We start from the raw sequence: 16,496 nt of genomic DNA on the forward strand, positions 1-16,496 counted from the left end.
CGCTCTTCCTTAGTGCTGGCGCAGCACGACGAGAAGGCCGATCAGGATCAGGGCCAGGCCGAGGATCACGCCCTCGTACCGCGCCCACCGCTCGAGGCGGAGGACGGACCAGCCCGCCCGCGCCAGGACGGTGAACGCCGTCATGCCCAGCACCGTCCCGGCGGCGAAGGCGACGGTCAGCCCTGCGAGCACGAGGAGCCCCTCCGTCGCCTGCGACAGATAGATGGGCAGGAGCACCTCCCCGGGGGACAGCGCCATCATCGCCACCAGCCCCCAGAAGGCGGCGGCGTGGGTCACGGTCGGCTCGGACAGCTCCAGGGCCGGACCGCCGCCCATGACCGGCTGCCGCAGCAGGCCGCGCCCCAGATAGAAGGCGCCGAAGAGGAACAGCAGTCCCGCCGACAGGTTGGGCAGCAGGCCGGAAATCCACTGCTCCAGCGCCAGCCCGGCCGCCACGATCAGCCCGCCCGCGAGGGCGGTGGTCGCGATGTGGGCCAGGCCCGCCGTCACGATCGCGCCCAGCATCTGCGACAGGCTCCACCGTTGCCCGCGGCCCACCAGCACGAAGGGCAGCCAGTGGGTCGGCAGGGCGGCGTGCAGGAAGGCCGTCGCGAACCCGGCCCCGATCACGGAGAGCAACACGGATTGCTGGAGGTCGGACGGGTTCATCGCGCCTCCTTAGCCTGTTACTTTGTAACGGTCGAGAGGCCGGCGAGGGCCTTGGCGCCGCAGGCGGACGGTCGTGCGGGGCGGGGCCCCTTTTTCCGCCGCCCGCGTTGACTCCGCGGGCCTCTTCCGTATATGTCGCCGCTCTTCGCCCGCGGGGGTCCCCGTCGGGCGCTATTCTTTTTGCGTTTCGCTGAGGCTTCAACATGTACGCGGTGATCAAGACCGGCGGCAAGCAGTACCGGGTCCAACCGGGCGACGTGATCGTGGTCGAGAAGCTCGACGGCGAGGCCGGCTCGGACGTGAAGTTCGGCGAAGTCCTGATGCTGGGCGGCGACAAGGGCGTCACCGTGGGGGCCCCGCTGATCGACGGCGCGTCGGTCGCGGCCACCCTGGTGGAAACCCGCAAGGGCGAGAAGATCAAGATCTTCAAGAAGATCCGCCGTCAGGGCTATCGCCGCACCAACGGCCATCGCCAGATGGAGTCGGTCCTGCGCATCACCGGCATCGAAGGCGCCGGCGAGAAGGCGAAGTGGGACGGCGAGGTCGCCCTGCTGACCAAGGCCGAAATGAACGCCCGCGCCCGCGGCCTCGCCCCGCGCGTCGAGGCCGCCCCGGCCGCCGAGGAGGCTCCGAAGCCGGCCGCGAAGAAGGCCGCGCCGAAGAAGGCCGCCGCCAAGAAGACCGAAACCGCCGCCGCCGGCGACGAAGCCTAAGATCAAGACGAGTACAGGAGCGCAACAATGGCTCACAAAAAGTCCGGTGGTTCGTCGCGTAACGGGCGCGACTCCGAGTCGAAGCGCCTCGGCGTGAAGAAGTTCGGCGGCGAGCGCGTGCTCGCCGGCAACATCATCGTGCGTCAGCGCGGCACCACCTTCCACCCGGGTGAGAACATCGGCATGGGCCGTGACCACACCCTCTTCGCCCTTACCAACGGCTCCGTGCAGTTCACCAAGAAGCGCGGCGGCCGTTGTTACGTGTCGATTCTCGCCGCCAACGACATGCCGGCCATGGCCGCCGAATAGCGCGAGACGGAAGACAGACCGGATCGCGCAAGGCCGAAAGGGCCGCGATCCGGACCAAGGGAAATATTCCGCGGGGAGTCTGGATCACCAGGCTCCCCGTTTTCGTTCCCCGCCTCGAACGCCGCCCGAGCCCTCCAAGGAGGCGGCGAATACGACCGAGGCGTGTCATGTGCGTGATCGAACCCTCTCCCGTCATCGAGACGCGGCGTCTGGCGCTGCGCAGCCCGCAGGCCCAGGACGTCAGCCGCCTGGCGGCCCTCGCCAACGACCCCGACATCGCCCGCATGACCCTGCGCATGCCGCATCCGTTCTCGCGGCGGGACGCCGAGGACTTCGTGCTGCAGGTCGCGGGGCAGGATCCGGACCGCGCCCGCACCTTCCTGATCGAGCACGAGGATCACGGTCCGGTCGGCGTGCTGGGCCTGTTCGAGGCCGGCGATCTGGCGCCGGAGGTCGGCTACTGGATCGGCCGGCCCTTCTGGGGCCGCGGCTACGCCACCGAGGCGCTGGAGGCGGGCGTGGTCTGGGCCAGCCGCAAGTGGCGGCGGCGCGCGCTGGTGGCGGGCCACTTCGACGACAATCCGGCGTCCGGCCGCGTGCTGGAAAAGGCCGGCTTCCTGTACACCGGCGAGGTCAGGCCGGGCTTCAGCCGCGCCCGGGGCGGCGAGGCGCGCACCCGGCGGATGATCTGGCTGGCCTGAGCGTCAGCCGGCGAGGCCCGGGCCGAACACGGCCGCCACGGCGATCGCGCCGCCGACCAGCGCCACCGACAGGCCGGCGGCGAAGGCCAGCCAGGTCCGGGCCCGGCGCTGCCGGCGCAGGCCGCCGGTCTTCACCGACCGCAGGATGACGAACGGCTTGGGCCCGAAGACTTCGGACCCGGAGATGTTGTGCTGGGACATGGAACGCTTCCCCTCGACTGCGCCCGCGGGCGAAGGGGCAGCGAAGCGGTGTGGTCAGGGCGAAAGGATGGCGAACGCGGATCGGGCACGCGTCTGTGATCGGACGAACCGGGTTCTGCCTCGCCCTCAGCCGCAGAAGATCAGCCGGCCGCTCCAGGCGCGATAGTAGCCGCTGTGTGGATCGTAGGACCGGTAGGTGGCGCGGCACCAGGCGATCCGGCCCGGGTCGCGGGCGCTCCATCCGCGCCCGCCGCCGCCCGGATAGACGATGTCCGGCCGGCCGTAGGCCGCGGTGTAGACGTCGCCGGACCGGCTCCCGTCGCCCCGGCCGGAGCCATAGCCGCGGCGTGACCACGGGCGGCCGTGGGAGCCGTAGCGATCCGCATAGCCGTCCCCGTACCCGTAGCCGGCGTCGTACCCGGCCAGTTCCCGGTAGTCCCGGCGAGCCTCCGGGCTCGCCCGGCGGCGCTGGTCCCGCCAGCCGGCGCCGCAATCGGCACGGTGCGCGTCCCAGTAGGCGTCGCAGCGATAATCGCCCGGCCGGTCCAGCTGGCTGCGCCAGTCGAAGGCGGAGGGCGCGGCGTTCCAGCCGTCGCCGTCCTCCCGCCGCTCGCCGGCATGGAACCGGTCAGGACCGTAGCCGCCGTAATCGCCCCGGCTCTGGGCGGCGGCGTGCGCCGGGATCAGGAGCGAAGCGGCGAGGATGATCGGGGCGAGGCGGGACATGGCGAACTCTCCGGAGCGGCCCGATACGCGGCCGGGAAGCATCTGACTCAGAGGGTGACCGACACCCGTCCGTTGCGGGTGTCGACATGGCGCATCAGCACGATCCGGTCGTCGCCGCCGGCGCTGACCGGAGCGATGATGAACCAGCCGCCGGACGGCAGGCCGGTGAACTCGAACCGGTTGTCGCGGCAGGTCTCCGTCCGCACGAACGAGCGGTAGTCTGCGTTGGGATCCGGCACGGTCCGGGCGCGGACCACGGCCTCGGGCACGGCGGCGCGATCGGTCGCGCCGTAGAGGGTGCGGAAGCGGGCGCGGGTGTAGGGCGTGTCCGGCGTCAGCGCCACGGATCCGGTGCAGTCGTAGCGCTGCCCGTCGCGGCGGTAGTCGACGCGGCCGTCGATCACCGCCCGGCCGGGGCGGGCCGACCAGGCGAAGTCGTCCGGGCGGAACGGGGCCGGACCGCCGGGCGCGGGGCCGAATCCGCCGCCGACGGGAACCGTCTCGCAGGCGGTCAGGAGGGCGGCGGCGGCGCCGAGGGCGAGCAGGGACGGGACGGACTTTGCGGCGGGCATGGCTCTCTCCGTGGGACGCGCGGGTCGAACGCCGGATCAGAGGCTGAACGTTCGCCCAAGGTCAAGGTTGCGAGCGGCCGGGCGGTGGTTCACAAGCGCCCGAGCCCGGCCCGAGACCGGGGTCCGGGGAGCGCCCATGACGGTTACGTTCGACGACATCCTGGCGGCCCGCCAGCGCATCGCCGGCCAGGTCGACCGCACCCCGGTCCGCCACTCCCGTCGCCTGTCGCAGCTCACCGGCGCCGAGGTCTGGATCAAGTTCGACAACCTGCACTTCACCGGCAGCTTCAAGGAGCGCGGCGCGCTCAACCGGCTGCTGCAGCTGACGCCCGAGGAGCGGCGACGCGGCGTGGTGGCCGCCAGCGCCGGCAACCACGCCCAGGCCCTGGCCTATCACGGGGGCCGCCTCGGCGTGCCCGTGACCATCGTCATGCCCGAGGGCACGCCCTTCGTGAAGATCGACGGCACCCGCGCCCACGGGGCCAACGTCGTCATCAAGGGACAGGATTTCACCGGCTCCACCGAGGAGGCCCACCGCCTGCGCGACGAGGAGGGCTTCGTCTTCGTCTCCGCCTTCGACGACGCCGGCATCGTCGCCGGTCAGGGCGTCTGCGGGCTGGAGTTCATGGAGGACGCGCCCGACCTCGAGGCGTTGATCATCCCGATCGGCGGCGGCGGCCTGATCGCCGGCTCGGCCATCGCCGCGAAGGGGCTGAAGCCGTCGGTGCGCATCTTCGGGGTGGAGGCGGCCATGTACCCGTCGTTCACGGCCCGGCGCCGGGGCGAGCCGCCGAAGTGCGGCGGCCAGACCATCGCCGAGGGCATCGCCATCAAGGCGGTGGGCGAGATCCCCTTCGCCCTCGCCGATCCGCTGGTCGAGGACGTCATGGTCTGCCAGGAGGCGGACTTCGAGAAGGGCGTCGCCTTCCTCGCCACCCTCGAGAAGACGGTGGCGGAGGGCGCGGGCGCCGGCGGCCTGGCCGCCCTGCTGGCCTATCCCGACAGGTTCCGGGGCATGAAGGTCGGGCTCGAGCTGACCGGCGGGAACATCGATTCCCGCATGCTGGCCGTGGTCCTGAACCGCGAGCTGGTGCGCGAGAAGCGGCTGGTCGTCTACCGCATCCTCGGCGACGACCGCCCCGGCATGCTGTCGAAGATGAGCGCCGTGATCGGCGGTCTGGGCGGCAACATCATCGACGTGGTGCACAACCGGCTGGCGCTCGATGTGCCGGCCAAGGGCGCCGAATTCGACATCATGGTCGAGACGCGCGGCGAGACGCACGCGCACGACATCAGACAGGCGCTGGAGGAAGCAGGCTATGAACTTCGCATGGGCTAGGGGCGCCGTCGTCCTCGCGATCGCCGTGGCGCTGGTCGGCTGCGATCGCGGCGGAAACCCCGCCGACGCCGCGGCCGAGAACGCCCGGGCCGCCGAGTTCTTCCTCAAGTCGAATGCGCGGGAGGAGGGCGTCCGCACCCTGCCGTCCGGCGTGCAGTACAAGGTCGTCCAGTCGGGCCCGTCCGGCGGCGAGAGCCCCGACAGCAACGACCTCGTCCGCGTCGACTACGAGGGGACGCTGACCGACGGCACGGTGTTCGACAGCTCGTTCCAGCGCGGCCAGCCGGCGGTGTTCACCCTCGGCGAGGTGGTCGAGGGCTGGACCGAGGCGCTGCAGCACATGCGGGTCGGCGACGAGTGGATCGTCTACCTGCCGCCGGAGCAGGCCTATGGCGAGCAGGGCCGTCCGGGCATCCCGCCCAACAGCGTGCTGGTCTTCCGCGTCAAGCTGCTCGACATCGCCCGCGCGCCCGGCGGGAACCGCGGCGTGGGCGTGGCGGCGGGGTGAGGGGCCTCTGATCCCCTAGACCGGCGAGAGGGAGTCCAGACGCGACGCCGCCCACGCCGCCGCGTCCCGCACCACCGGGTCCGGGTCGGCCCGCAGGGCCTGCGCCGCAGGGAGCAGCGCCACGTCGCCGCTGTTGCCGATGGCGTAGAGAACATTGCGCACGAAGCGGTTGCGGCCGATGCGCTTGACCGGGCTCTTGGAGAACAGCGCCCGGAAGCCGGCGTCGTCCAGCGCCGCCAGATCCGCCAGACGCGGCGAGACCAGCGCCTCGCGCGCCTGCAGCCGGCTCTCGTGCGATTCGGCGGCGAACTTGTTCCAGGGGCAGACCGCCAGACAGTCGTCGCAGCCGTAGATGCGGCTGCCGGCGGCGACGCGGAACGCCTCCGGCCACGCCCCCGAGAATTCGATGGTCAGGTAGGACAGGCAGCGCCGGGCGTCGAGCTGGAAGGGGGCCGGGAAGGCCCGGGTGGGGCAGGCGTCGAGACAGGCGGTGCAGCTGCCGCAGTGCTCGCGCTCCGGCGGGTCCGGCTCGATCTCCGCAGCCGTGAGGATCACCCCGAGGAACAGCCAGTTGCCGTGGTCGCGGCTCAGCAGGTTGGTGTGCTTGCCCTGCCAGCCCAGGCCGGCCCGCTGGGCCAGCGGCTTCTCCATCAGGGGCGCGGTGTCGACGAAGACCTTGACCGCCTCGCCGGTGCGGGCGGCGATCTGCCCCGCCAGCGTCTTCAGCCGTCCCTTGATCAGCTCGTGATAGTCGTCGCCCCGGGCGTAGACCGACAGGTATCCGGCCGAACGGTCGTCCAGTTCGGGCAGGGGATCCTTTCCCGGCCCGTAGTTGAGGCCGAGCACGACGGCGGTCCGGGCTTCCGGCCACATGGCGGTCGGGTGGGCCCGGCGCGCCAGCGTCGTCTCCATCCAGCCCATCTCGCCATGGCGGCCCTCGCCGACGAAATGCGCCAGCCGCTCGCCGGCGCTCCACGGCTCCGACGCCGAGGCGAAACGGCAGACGTCGAAGCCCAGCGCCGCGGCGCGCTCGCGGATGAAGATGCGGGGGTCGCGGGCCATGGTCGGCGCCTTCATAGCGCCGATGGGGGCGAAAGTCGGGCTAGAAGTCGAGGTCGGCGTACGAGGCCGAGGGCTGCACCCCCGGGAAACGGTCCGTCAGCAGCGGCCGGAAACAGGGCCGCGACTTCAGCTTCATGTACCAGGTCTTCAGGCCCGGCCAGTTGGCCCAGGCGACCTCGCCGAAGTAGTCGAGCACCGACAGGTGCGCCGCGGCGACGATGTCGGCCTGGCCCAGCCGCCGCCCGGCCAGCCAGTCGCGCTCGGCAAGCAGGCCCTCGAACTGGCCCAGGTGGGCCCGCAGCGCCTCGCGCCCGGCGCGCAGGGCGCGGGCCTCCGGCGGTCCGAGGCGCAGCAGGGGCTTCTCCATGCGCTCGTGCAGCAGGACGGCGTCGACCTCGTCGGTGAAGCGGCGGTCGAACCAGCCCACCAGCCGGCGGGTCTCGGCCCGTTCGGCGGGATCGGCCGGCATCAGGAAGGGCTCGCGCGCGCGATCCTCGAGCCAGCCGAGGATGGCCGCGGTCTCGCACAGGGTCAGGGGGCGGGAGGTCTCGGACACCTGCAGCACCGGCGGCATGCCCGAGGGGTTCAGCCCCGCCACCGGGCAGCCGGGCTCCCACGGACGGACCGGGGTCTCCTCGAACGCGACCTTCGCCTCGCCCAGCGCCAGCCGGGCCGCACGCGAGCCGGGATCGAAAGCGAAATGGTAGAGGACGGCGGACATCCGCATGTCCATGCGCCCGAGCCCGTTAAGCGGGCGTTAGCCATGGGCCGCGGATCAGCTCCACGGGCCCTTGCCGGCGGGCGCCGCGCGCGGGTCCGGGTGGATCAGGATGTCGGCGGCCGGCCACCGCTCCAGCAGCCGGTTCTCCGCCTCGACGAGAATCCCGTGCGCCTCGGCCAGCGACAGCCCGGGGTCCATGTCGACGTGCATCTGGATGGTCATGACGGGACCGGACAGGCGGGTGCGCAGGCGATGCACCCCGGTGATGCGCGGGTCGGACAGCATGGCGGTGGTGATGGCGACGCGATCCGCCTCGGGCGCGGCGCGATCCAGCAGCTGGTCGGCGGCGCCGCGCAGCACGCCGGCCGCGCCCCAGAACAGCCAGACCGCCACGACCAGGCCGGCGGCCGCGTCCAGCCCCGGCGCGGCCAGCCAGGCGCCCGAGATCACGCCGATCAGAACCACGAGGTTGGAGGCGAGATCCGCGGCGTAGTGGGAGCGGTCGGCCTCGACCGCGACCGAGCCGCTGGCGCGGATCGCCCGTCCCTGCCGCCAGATCAGCCAGCCGGTGAGAAGCATCGACGCCACCACCACGGCGACGGTCCAGTGCCCCGCCGTCACCGGGCGGGGATCGAACATCCGCTGGATCGCCTCCCAGCCGATGAAGACGGCCGAGGCGAAGACCAGCCCGGCCTGCACCAGCGCCGCCATCGCCTCGCCCTTGCCGTGGCCGAAGCGGTGATCCTCGTCCGGCGGCGCCGCCGCCCAGCGGACGGCGAAGAAGGTCGCGAGCGAGGCGACCAGATCGAGAGCGGAGTCCGTCAGCGAGGCCAGGATGGAGACCGAGCCGGAGGCGCCGAGCGCGAAGGCCTTCATCAGGATCAGGACCACCGCCACCCCGACGGACAGGCGGGTGATGCTGCGGGTGGCGGCGTTGGCGTCTTCCACGGCGGCGCGGGTCATCGCCGCCCTTGTCGCGGAAAGGCGCGGCGGCGCCAAGAGCATCCGGGATGGTTAGCGGGATCGTCATGAAGTCGCCGCATGTTGGCCGAACGGCGATCGTCGCCGGGAGGCGGAGGAGCTGGGATGTCGGCGGACGAAGGCCGCTGGATCAGGCGGGGCGAGGCGCTGGGGCGGCTGGGCGTAAAGGCCCAGACGCTCTACGCCTACGTCAGTCGCGGCCGGATCGCCGCCCGCCCGGACCCCGACGATCCCCGGCGCAGCCTCTACGCCGCCCGCGACATCGCCCGGCTCGCGGGCGCGCCGGACGCCGGAGATCCGGAGCCGCGGCCGGCGGCGCGGAGCAGCGCGGGCCGGGGCGAGGCCGAGATCTGGTCCTCGGTCAGCGTGATCGCCGGCGAGCGGCTGTTCTACCGGGGGCTCGACGCCGTGCAGCTGGCGGAGACGGCCACCCTGGAGGACGCCGCCCGGGTGCTGTGGAGCGCGCGCCTCGACAACCCCTTCGCCCTCACCCGGCCCCGGATCGGCGCGACGCCCGGGGGATCGGCCCGCGCCCGGCTGTTCGCGGCGCTGGCCCGCCGCGCGGACGAGGACGCCGAGACCCCCGACCGGTCGCCGGCGGCCCTGCGGCTCGAATGCGCCCGCGTGCTGGACGAGGCCGTCGACGCCGTCGCCGGCCCGGGGCCGCGCCTGTTCCTGCACCAGCGCCTCGCCCGGGCCTGGAAGATCCCCGAGCGCGACGGCCCCCTTCTCCGGCGCGCGCTGGTGCTCGCGGCCGATCCCGGTTTCGACCCGGCCATCGTCGCCGCCCGGGCGGCCGCGTCCGGCGGCGCCGCCCCGGCCGCCGCGGCCCTGGCGGGCCTGTCGACGCTGGCGGCTTCCGCGGAGGTGACCGGGATGGCGCGCGCCTCCGCCTGGATCATCGCGGTGCGCCGCCAGGCCTTCGACGCCGCCCGCCGCGCCGCGGAGGCGGGCTCGCTCGAGGGGTTCGGGGACCCCGCCTGGCCGGCGGGCGATCCCCGCGCCGCCGCCCTGCTGGCGGCCGCGGACCTGCCGCCGGACCTGGCCCGCGCGGTGCGGGAAGGGGAGCTGGCCGCCGGTCGCCCTCCCGCCTTCTCCCTCGCCCTGGCGGTGACCGCGCGCCGGCTCGAGCTGCCGCGGGAGGGCGCCGCCGACATCCTGATGATCGGCCGGCTGGCGGGCCTGCTCGCCCATGTGCTCGACCAGATGATCGACGGCTCGCCTATCCGGGCGCGGCTGCGCTATGTGGGGCCCGAACCGGGCGCGCACTGACTCGCCCGCATCTCGCACAAGGGGCGCGCATGGCGGACTGGCTGGCGGCGATCATCCTCGGCCTGGTCGAAGGCCTGACCGAGTTCATTCCGGTGTCGTCGACCGGCCACCTGCTGCTGCTGGGCCACTTCCTCGGCTTCGAGAGCACCGGCAAGACCTTCGAGATCGTCATCCAGCTGGGCGCGATCCTGGCGATCGTCAGCGTCTACTTCAGCCGGCTCTGGCGGCTGGCGACGCGCTGGCCGACCGATCCGCAGGCGCGGCACTTCATCATCGGCGTGATCATCGCCTTCCTGCCGGCGGTCCTCGTCGGCGTCCTCGCCTACGACGTCATCAAGACCATCTTCTTCGAGACGCCGCTGATCGTCTGCATCGCCCTGATCGTCGGCGGGGTGCTGCTGCTGCTGCTGGACCGGATGAAGAAGGTCCCGACCTACCTCGACGTGAACGCCTATCCCTTCCGCGTCTACTTCCTCATCGGCCTGTTCCAGTGCCTGGCGATGATCCCGGGCGTGTCGCGCTCGGGCGCGACCATCGCCGGCGGCCTGTTGCTCGGGACCGACAAGCGGTCGGCGGCGGAGTTCACCTTCTTCCTCGCCCTGCCGACCATGGGCGGGGCGGTGGTCTACGACCTCTACAAGAACCGGGACGTGCTGGATTTCAGCGACGCCGGGCTGATCGCCATCGGCTTCGTGGTCGCCTTCCTGACGGCCCTGCTGGTGGTGCGCTTCCTGCTCGACTTCGTCAGCCGGCACGGCTTCGCCCCCTTCGCCTGGTGGCGGATCGCGGTCGGCCTCCTCGGCCTCGCCGGCCTGGCGCTGACCGGGGCCCTCTGAGTCAGGACGGGCGCCTCAGGCCTTGGCTTCGGCGAACTGCCCGCCGCGGCGGAAGCGCCACAGATAGGCGGCGGCCACAGCCTCGACGCCCGTGGGCTCGACGCCCAGCTCCGCGAGTCCCTCGGCGTCCGGCGAGACCACGTTGTCGGTCTCGAGCAGCACGACCTGGTCGCGGGTCAGCATCGGCTTGAGGCCGACGAGGGCCGTCAGCTGGGCGGCGCTCCCGATCATCCGGGCCGCGAAGAAGGGCAGGGGGAGCAGGGGCCGCGAGCGGTGCGTCTCGCGCATGATCAGGCGCAGGATGTCCTCGAAGGTCATCACCGCGGGACCGCCCAGCTCGAACGTGCGGCCGTCCGTCTCCGTGCGCGACAGCGCCGTGGCGATCGCGGCGGCCACGTCCCCGACGTAGACCGGCTGGAAGCGGGTCCGGCCGCCGCCGATCAGCGGCAGGGCCGGGGCCCAGCCGGCCATCGAGGCGAACCGGTTCAGGAAGTCGTCGCCGGGGCCGAACACCACCGACGGCCGGACGATGACGGCGTTCGGCTTGACCTCGCGCACCGCCATCTCGGCCGCCGCCTTGGTGCGGGCGTAGGCGGAGTCGCTCTCCGGATTGGCGCCGATGGCGGAGACATGAACCAGCCGGTCGACGCCGCCGGCGGCGCAGGCCTCGGCGATGTTGCGCGCGGTCTGGACGTGCGCGGCCTCGAAGGTGTTCCGCCCGGACTCGTAGAGTACGCCGATCAGGTTGATGGCGGCGTCGGCGCCCTGCAGCGCCTCGGCCACCTGGGCCGGGTCGGTGGCGTCGCAGCGCTTGGTGTAGATCTGGCCGACGTGGCCGGCGGTGTGCACCTTGAAGGCGAGGTCGGGGCGACGCACCGCCACCCGGATGCGCCAGCCGCGCCGGGCGAGCGCCTGCACGACCTGGCTGCCGACGAAGCCCGAGCCGCCGAAGACGGTGACCAGACCGGGCGCGACTTCGCTCATGATGCACTCCGAGAGAGACAGGACGCCGGCGCGAACCGGCGGTGCGGCGGGGATTAGACGATGCCCGCGAGGGCCGCAACGCAAAGGCGACAAAACCCTGTTGACCCGCACCGGACCCTGCCTTAAGGGTCCGCGCCTTCCGGACGGAAACGCGCCTCGCGCGGCGATGTCTGGGCCCAGATGGCGGAATTGGTAGACGCGCTGGCTTCAGGTGCCAGTGGCTTAACGGCCGTGGAGGTTCGAGTCCTCTTCTGGGCACCATCTTTCGAAACGGCCCCCCTCGCACGAGGCGGGGCCGTTTCTGTTCTGGCGTCTCCGGTCGTGAAAAGTGCTAGTGAGCGAGAGGTGAGCCGAGGGCGCAGGCTGCCGATCCCGGCCGCTCACCACTTGCTCACTCGCACTTTTCACTGACACAAGACCCGCCCATGACGATCCACCTCCACGAAGGCGACCTGCCCGCCGATCTCGACCTCGGCCCGGTGGTCGCGGTGGACTCCGAGACCATGGGCCTGCGCTACCGCCGCGATCCCCTGTGCGTGGTGCAGCTGTCGGCGGGCGACGGCGACGCCCACGTGGTGCGGCTCAACCGCCCGGCCTACGACTGCCCGAACCTGAAGCGCCTGCTGGCCGATCCCGCGGTGCTGAAGCTGTTCCACTTCGGCCGCTTCGACATCGCCATGTTCCAGCTGCACCTCGGGGTCGAGACCCGGCCGGTGTACTGCACCAAGATCGCCTCCAGGCTGGCCCGCACCTACACCGACCGTCACGGGCTCAAGGACGTGGTCCGCGAGTGCGCCGGCGTGGAGCTGTCGAAGGCCCAGCAGAGCTCCGACTGGGGCGCGGCCGAACTGAGCCCGGCGCAACTCGAGTACGCCGCCTCCGACGTCCTGTACCTGCACGCGGTCAAGGAGCGCCTCGACGAGATGCTGGCGCGCGAGGGCCGCACCGAGCTGGCGCGGCGCCTGTTCGACTTCCTGCCCACCCGATCCGCCCTCGACCTCGCCGGCTGGGACGAGATCGACATCTTCGCGCACGCCTGATGAGCGGCCCGGCCGACCCGCGCGCCGCCGAGGACGAGGCCCGCGTCGCCGCCACGGCCGAGGCCTTCCGCACGCGTTCGCGGCGGGTGCGGCTGATGCGCCGGGTGCTGCCGGTGCTGATCGTGATCCTCGCCGGGGGGACGATCAGCTGGATCGTGCTGCGCAGCGTCATGTCGGACGTCGAGCGCAAGGCGGGGGCCAGCCGCGAGGTGACGCTGGAGAACTCCCGCTTCCTCGGCCAGGACGCCCAGGGGCGCAGCTTCGTCGTCGGCTTCGAGCGCGCGGTGCGCGATGGCGACACCGGCCGCTACCGCCTCGTCGGCCCGGCCCTGCGCCTCAACCTCGGCGGCCGCAAGGTCACCACCCTGACCGCCGACGGCGGGACCTACGACGAAGGCTCGCGCAAGGTCACCATCGGGCCGAACGTCCGCATCTCCGACGGCGGCTCCGGCTTCACCCTCGTCACGCCCGAGGCCGTGGTCGACACCCGCACCGGCGTCGTGACCGGTACGAAGGGGGTGCAGGGCTCCGGCCCCCTTGGAACCGTGACCGCTTCGTCCTATGCGATCTATGAACAGGGCGAACGGGTCGTGTTCAGCGGCTCGGGCGACAACAAGGTCCGGGGGACCATCAACGCGGCGAGTTCGGACGGATGAGCATGAGCAGAACCCTTGCAGCCGCGATCCTCGGCCTGTCGCTGGCGGCCCTGCCGACCCTCGGCGACGCCCAGAGCTTCCAGGCAGGCCAGCCGATCATGTGGGGGGCCGACGAGGTGGCGCGAACCCCGACCACCCTGTCGCTGCGCGGCCGCGCCGAACTGACCCAGGGCGACAGCCGCATCCGCGCCGACCGGGTGGAGGGCACGATCTCCAACGGCGACCTGACCCGCGTCGAAGCCACCGGGGACGTCTATTTCGTCACCCCGGAACAGACCATCCGCGGCGATCGCGCCGTCTACACGCCGGCCAACGACACCATCGTCCTGACCGGCGACGTGATCCTGACCCAGGGCGAGAACGTCATGACCGGCGCCAGCCTGACCTACAACACGCGCACCGAGGCCGCGCAGATGGACGGCGGCTCGAACGGCCGGGTCCAGGGCGTCTTCTACCCGCAGAGCGGGGACTGAGCCCCGGCTCGGAGGACGCGTGGCGCGCAAGGAACTCTCGGCCCTCAACGTCCATGAGGCGGTCGCCCCCGAGGCGCCGGCCGCCGCGCCGCACCCGACGGGGCTGCGCGCCGAGCACCTCGCCCGCTCCTTCGGCCCGCGCCAGGTGGTGCGCGACGTCTCCCTGACCGTCCAGCGCGGCGAGGTCGCCGGCCTGCTCGGACCCAACGGCGCCGGCAAGACCACCTGCTTCTACATGATCACCGGCCTGATCCCGCCGGACTCGGGCAAGATCTATCTCGACGGCGAGGACATCACCGCCCAGCCGATGTACCAGCGGGCCCGGATGGGTCTCGGCTACCTCGCCCAGGAAGCCTCGATCTTCCGCGGCATGACGGTCGAGAACAATGTCCGCGCGGTGGTCGAGCTGCACCACGCCGGTCGGCAGGCGATCGAGGAGGAGGTCACCCGCCTGCTCGAGGAGCTGCGCATCGACCACCTGCGCCACGCCCCCGCCTCCGGGCTGTCGGGCGGCGAGCGGCGGCGCTGCGAGATCGCCCGGGCGCTGGCCGGCAAGCCGTCCTTCATGCTGCTGGACGAGCCCTTCGCCGGCATCGACCCGCTGGCCATCGCCGACATCCGCCAGGTGATCCGCTACCTGGCCGGGCAGGGCATCGGCGTGCTGATCACCGACCACAATGTGCGCGAGACGCTGGAGATCATCGACCACGCCTCGATCATCTCGGGCGGCGCCGTGTTGTTCGAGGGCAAGGCCGAGGATGTGATCCGCGACCCCGAGGTGCGCCGCGTCTACCTCGGCGACATGTACGGCTGACCGGCCTTCCGGCGAAGGCGATACCGGGACTTCATCCGTCCGTCGCGGGGCTGACATCGAAGCGGGTGTATCCGACGGGCATGATGACGCTCCGCCGCCTCACCGCCCTCGCCCTGTCCGCCGCCCTCGCCCTCGGGGCCGTTCCCGCCGCGGCCCAGGACGCCGGCGCGCCCCCCGCCGCGGTGTCGGCCGAAGCGCCCGGCCGCGCCCGCAACGTCATTCTGTTCCTCGCCGACGCCGCCGGGGTGCCGACCCTCTCGGCCGCCAGCCTGATGGCCTATGGCGAGCCGCTGCGCCTGCATGTCCAGACCTGGCCGCACCTCGGCCTCAGCGAGACCTCGCCGGTCGACGACTTCGTCTCCGATTCCGCCAACGGCATGTCGGCCATCGTCACCGGCGTGAAGACCCGTAACGGCGTGATCAGCCAGGGCCCCGACGCCGTGCGCGGCCGCACCGACGGGACGCCGACCAAGACCCTGCTCGAATACGCCGAGCAGCGCGGCCTGCTGACCGGCGTCGTCACCAATATGGCGATCACCGACGCCACCCCGGCGGCCAACTACGCCCACGCCAACGACCGTTCGAAATGGGGCGAGATCTTCCCCCAGGCCTTTACGCCCCGCTTCGGCGACGGCGTCGACGTCCTGTTCGGCGCCGGCCGCGACGAGATCGGCGAACAGCTGGCCGCCCGCGGCTCGGGCTTCGACGCCCTCAGCGCCGCGCACGACCGGCCGATCTACGCCGCGCTCGACGCGGCCCCGGCGAGCAACCTGCGCCCCGTCGTCGTCGCCGACGAGATGGACGTCCACGCCGCCACCCTGCGCGCCCTCGACCTCCTGCAGCGCTCCCCGACCGGCTATTTCCTCGTCGTCGAATGGGACGCCCACACCGACGATCCGCGCCGGGGCCTGCAGAACATGGTCGATCTCGACCGGCTGATCGCCGAGGTCCAGGCCCGCGTCGACCTCTCCGACACCCTGCTGCTGTTCACCGCCGACCATTCCTTCGCCCTCCAGGTCGACGGCGGCCGCCGCGGCCAGCCGCTGCTGCAAGGCTATGACGCCTGGAAGGCCGCGGGCGGGGAGGGCGAGATCGTCCGGCTCGACAATGTCATCGTCAACGACACCCACACCGCCGAGGAGGTGCCGGTCCTCGCCATCGGCCCCGGCGCCGAGGGCGTCCGCGGCTATTTCCCCAATACGCATCTGTTCGGGGTGATGATGGACGCCTGGGGCTGGACGGCGGACGCGACGCCGTCGAACGAGGTCCGCCGCGGCTCAAGCCGGCCCTGATCCCTGTTCCGTCTCCCCGACGGGGGTCAGAGCACGAGCGTGCAGGCGTGACGGAACGGCGTTCTGTGATAGTCTGTTGCCAACAAACCGCGGGAGGCTCGGATGAGCGTGACGTTTGGCCGGACCACGCCGATCCTGCGCGTCGCCGACCAGAAGCGGGCTCTCGCCTACTACAGGGATGTCCTGGGGTTCACCCGGGAATGGGGGGATGAGCACTCCGCCTCGGTACGCCGGGATGAGGCGGTGCTCATGCTGGCGACCGGCGACCAGGGCCGGGGCGAAGGCTGGATATACGTCGGCGTGGATGACGTCGACGCGCTCCGGGACGAGATCGCGCCCAAGGGGGCGATCGTCCGGACCGGGCCGGCCAACTACCCGTGGGGCGCCCGCGAGCTGCACATCGAGGACACCGAGGGCAATGTGCTGAGGTTCGGCTCCGACGCCACCGGCGAGCCGGACGGCGACTGGATCGACGCGAAAGGCGCCCGCTGGGTCTACGCGCCGGAGACCGGCTGGCGCCCGGCCGACTGACGCCGCAGCCGTTCTGCGGCCGGCGAAGCAAACCGGTCTCGCCGGTTCATCGACCCCCGCTCCGGCTTAGACCCCCGTTAACCGTTCCGGCCACAC

21 protein-coding genes and 1 tRNA gene are annotated in these 16,496 nt (G+C 72.1%); 14 read left to right on the plus strand and 8 right to left on the minus strand.

What is annotated here, in order from left to right:
• Positions 1–9: 9 nt before the first annotated feature.
• Positions 10–669: a hypothetical protein gene (locus H2038_RS07545; protein WP_292111184.1), complete on the minus strand. Its 660-nt coding sequence runs from the start codon at positions 667–669 to the stop codon at positions 10–12.
• A gap of 203 nt (positions 670–872) precedes the next feature.
• On the opposite strand from H2038_RS07545, the gene rplU reads away from it, so the two are divergent.
• The 3 genes from rplU to H2038_RS07560 all read left to right on the plus strand — a co-directional run bounded on the left by rplU (position 873) and on the right by H2038_RS07560 (position 2,392).
• Positions 873–1,382: a 50S ribosomal protein L21 gene (gene rplU, locus H2038_RS07550; RefSeq protein WP_292111186.1), complete on the plus strand. Its 510-nt coding sequence runs from the start codon at positions 873–875 to the stop codon at positions 1,380–1,382.
• Between the two features lie 27 nt (positions 1,383–1,409).
• On the plus strand, positions 1,410–1,691 hold the full coding sequence (gene rpmA / locus H2038_RS07555; RefSeq protein WP_092312565.1) for a 50S ribosomal protein L27: 282 nt from the start codon (positions 1,410–1,412) through the stop codon (positions 1,689–1,691).
• Positions 1,692–1,858: 167 nt separating this feature from the next.
• Complete coding sequence (locus H2038_RS07560) at positions 1,859–2,392, plus strand: GNAT family N-acetyltransferase (RefSeq protein WP_292111190.1); 534 nt, start codon at positions 1,859–1,861, stop codon at positions 2,390–2,392.
• Positions 2,393–2,395: 3 nt separating this feature from the next.
• On the opposite strand, the gene H2038_RS07565 is transcribed toward H2038_RS07560, so the two are convergent.
• The 3 genes from H2038_RS07565 to H2038_RS07575 all read right to left on the minus strand — a co-directional run bounded on the left by H2038_RS07565 (position 2,396) and on the right by H2038_RS07575 (position 3,891).
• A complete protein-coding gene (locus H2038_RS07565; RefSeq protein WP_292111192.1) occupies positions 2,396–2,593 on the minus strand; it encodes a hypothetical protein in 198 nt (65 codons plus the stop codon).
• Between the two features lie 126 nt (positions 2,594–2,719).
• Positions 2,720–3,319 carry a BA14K family protein gene (locus tag H2038_RS07570; RefSeq protein WP_292111193.1) on the minus strand — a complete coding sequence of 200 codons (600 nt, stop codon included), beginning with the start codon at positions 3,317–3,319 and terminating at the stop codon, positions 2,720–2,722.
• A gap of 47 nt (positions 3,320–3,366) precedes the next feature.
• On the minus strand, positions 3,367–3,891 hold the full coding sequence (locus H2038_RS07575; protein WP_292111195.1) for a hypothetical protein: 525 nt from the start codon (positions 3,889–3,891) through the stop codon (positions 3,367–3,369).
• 136 nt (positions 3,892–4,027) lie between these two features.
• On the opposite strand from H2038_RS07575, the gene H2038_RS07580 reads away from it, so the two are divergent.
• Both H2038_RS07580 and H2038_RS07585 read left to right on the plus strand, forming a co-directional pair.
• The gene (locus tag H2038_RS07580; RefSeq protein WP_292111196.1) at positions 4,028–5,230 is read left to right on the plus strand and encodes a threonine ammonia-lyase; all 1,203 of its coding nucleotides are present in this window, start codon (positions 4,028–4,030) and stop codon (positions 5,228–5,230) included.
• On the plus strand, positions 5,211–5,738 hold the full coding sequence (locus H2038_RS07585; RefSeq protein ID WP_292111198.1) for an FKBP-type peptidyl-prolyl cis-trans isomerase: 528 nt from the start codon (positions 5,211–5,213) through the stop codon (positions 5,736–5,738). Before H2038_RS07580 ends, H2038_RS07585 begins: the two co-directional genes overlap by 20 nt.
• Positions 5,739–5,753: 15 nt before the next feature.
• Here the strand turns inward: H2038_RS07585 and queG are convergent, their stop codons facing one another.
• Genes queG through H2038_RS07600 form a run of 3 tightly spaced genes read right to left on the minus strand, consistent with a single transcriptional unit; the run spans position 5,754 to position 8,484 of the window.
• On the minus strand, positions 5,754–6,800 hold the full coding sequence (gene queG, locus H2038_RS07590; protein WP_292111200.1) for a tRNA epoxyqueuosine(34) reductase QueG: 1,047 nt from the start codon (positions 6,798–6,800) through the stop codon (positions 5,754–5,756).
• Positions 6,801–6,840: 40 nt separating this feature from the next.
• Positions 6,841–7,527 carry a glutathione S-transferase family protein gene (locus H2038_RS07595; RefSeq protein WP_292111202.1) on the minus strand — a complete coding sequence of 229 codons (687 nt, stop codon included), beginning with the start codon at positions 7,525–7,527 and terminating at the stop codon, positions 6,841–6,843.
• A 48-nt stretch (positions 7,528–7,575) separates the two neighbouring features.
• Positions 7,576–8,484 carry a cation diffusion facilitator family transporter gene (locus H2038_RS07600; RefSeq protein ID WP_292111204.1) on the minus strand — a complete coding sequence of 303 codons (909 nt, stop codon included), beginning with the start codon at positions 8,482–8,484 and terminating at the stop codon, positions 7,576–7,578.
• Between the two features lie 123 nt (positions 8,485–8,607).
• On the opposite strand from H2038_RS07600, the gene H2038_RS07605 reads away from it, so the two are divergent.
• Positions 8,608–9,774: a citrate/2-methylcitrate synthase gene (locus H2038_RS07605; protein ID WP_292111206.1), complete on the plus strand. Its 1,167-nt coding sequence runs from the start codon at positions 8,608–8,610 to the stop codon at positions 9,772–9,774.
• 29 nt (positions 9,775–9,803) lie between these two features.
• Complete coding sequence (locus tag H2038_RS07610) at positions 9,804–10,610, plus strand: undecaprenyl-diphosphate phosphatase (RefSeq protein ID WP_292111208.1); 807 nt, start codon at positions 9,804–9,806, stop codon at positions 10,608–10,610.
• Between the two features lie 15 nt (positions 10,611–10,625).
• On the opposite strand, the gene H2038_RS07615 is transcribed toward H2038_RS07610, so the two are convergent.
• Complete coding sequence (locus tag H2038_RS07615; protein WP_292111210.1) at positions 10,626–11,594, minus strand: complex I NDUFA9 subunit family protein; 969 nt, start codon at positions 11,592–11,594, stop codon at positions 10,626–10,628.
• 174 nt (positions 11,595–11,768) lie between these two features.
• Between H2038_RS07615 and H2038_RS07620 the strand changes: the two genes are divergently transcribed.
• From H2038_RS07620 to H2038_RS07650, 7 genes are all read left to right on the plus strand, one after another.
• Positions 11,769–11,855 (plus strand) — tRNA-Leu (locus tag H2038_RS07620).
• A 164-nt stretch (positions 11,856–12,019) separates the two neighbouring features.
• Positions 12,020–12,634 (plus strand): ribonuclease D, encoded by a 615-nt coding sequence (locus tag H2038_RS07625; RefSeq protein WP_292111212.1) that lies wholly within the window; start codon positions 12,020–12,022, stop codon positions 12,632–12,634.
• Positions 12,634–13,290 carry an LPS export ABC transporter periplasmic protein LptC gene (lptC, locus tag H2038_RS07630; RefSeq protein ID WP_292111213.1) on the plus strand — a complete coding sequence of 219 codons (657 nt, stop codon included), beginning with the start codon at positions 12,634–12,636 and terminating at the stop codon, positions 13,288–13,290. Before H2038_RS07625 ends, lptC begins: the two co-directional genes overlap by 1 nt.
• Positions 13,291–13,292: 2 nt before the next feature.
• Positions 13,293–13,763 carry an LptA/OstA family protein gene (locus H2038_RS07635; RefSeq protein WP_292111214.1) on the plus strand — a complete coding sequence of 157 codons (471 nt, stop codon included), beginning with the start codon at positions 13,293–13,295 and terminating at the stop codon, positions 13,761–13,763.
• A 19-nt stretch (positions 13,764–13,782) separates the two neighbouring features.
• Positions 13,783–14,577 (plus strand): LPS export ABC transporter ATP-binding protein, encoded by a 795-nt coding sequence (gene lptB / locus H2038_RS07640; protein WP_292111215.1) that lies wholly within the window; start codon positions 13,783–13,785, stop codon positions 14,575–14,577.
• A gap of 80 nt (positions 14,578–14,657) precedes the next feature.
• Complete coding sequence (locus H2038_RS07645) at positions 14,658–15,869, plus strand: alkaline phosphatase (protein ID WP_292111217.1); 1,212 nt, start codon at positions 14,658–14,660, stop codon at positions 15,867–15,869.
• 102 nt (positions 15,870–15,971) lie between these two features.
• Positions 15,972–16,400, plus strand: coding sequence for a glyoxalase superfamily protein (locus H2038_RS07650; protein ID WP_292111218.1), 429 nt, complete (start codon positions 15,972–15,974; stop codon positions 16,398–16,400).
• Positions 16,401–16,496: the final 96 nt, after the last annotated feature.

The sequence above is a fragment of the Brevundimonas sp. genome (genome assembly GCF_013912005.1).
In the GTDB taxonomy this organism is placed as follows: domain Bacteria; phylum Pseudomonadota; class Alphaproteobacteria; order Caulobacterales; family Caulobacteraceae; genus Brevundimonas.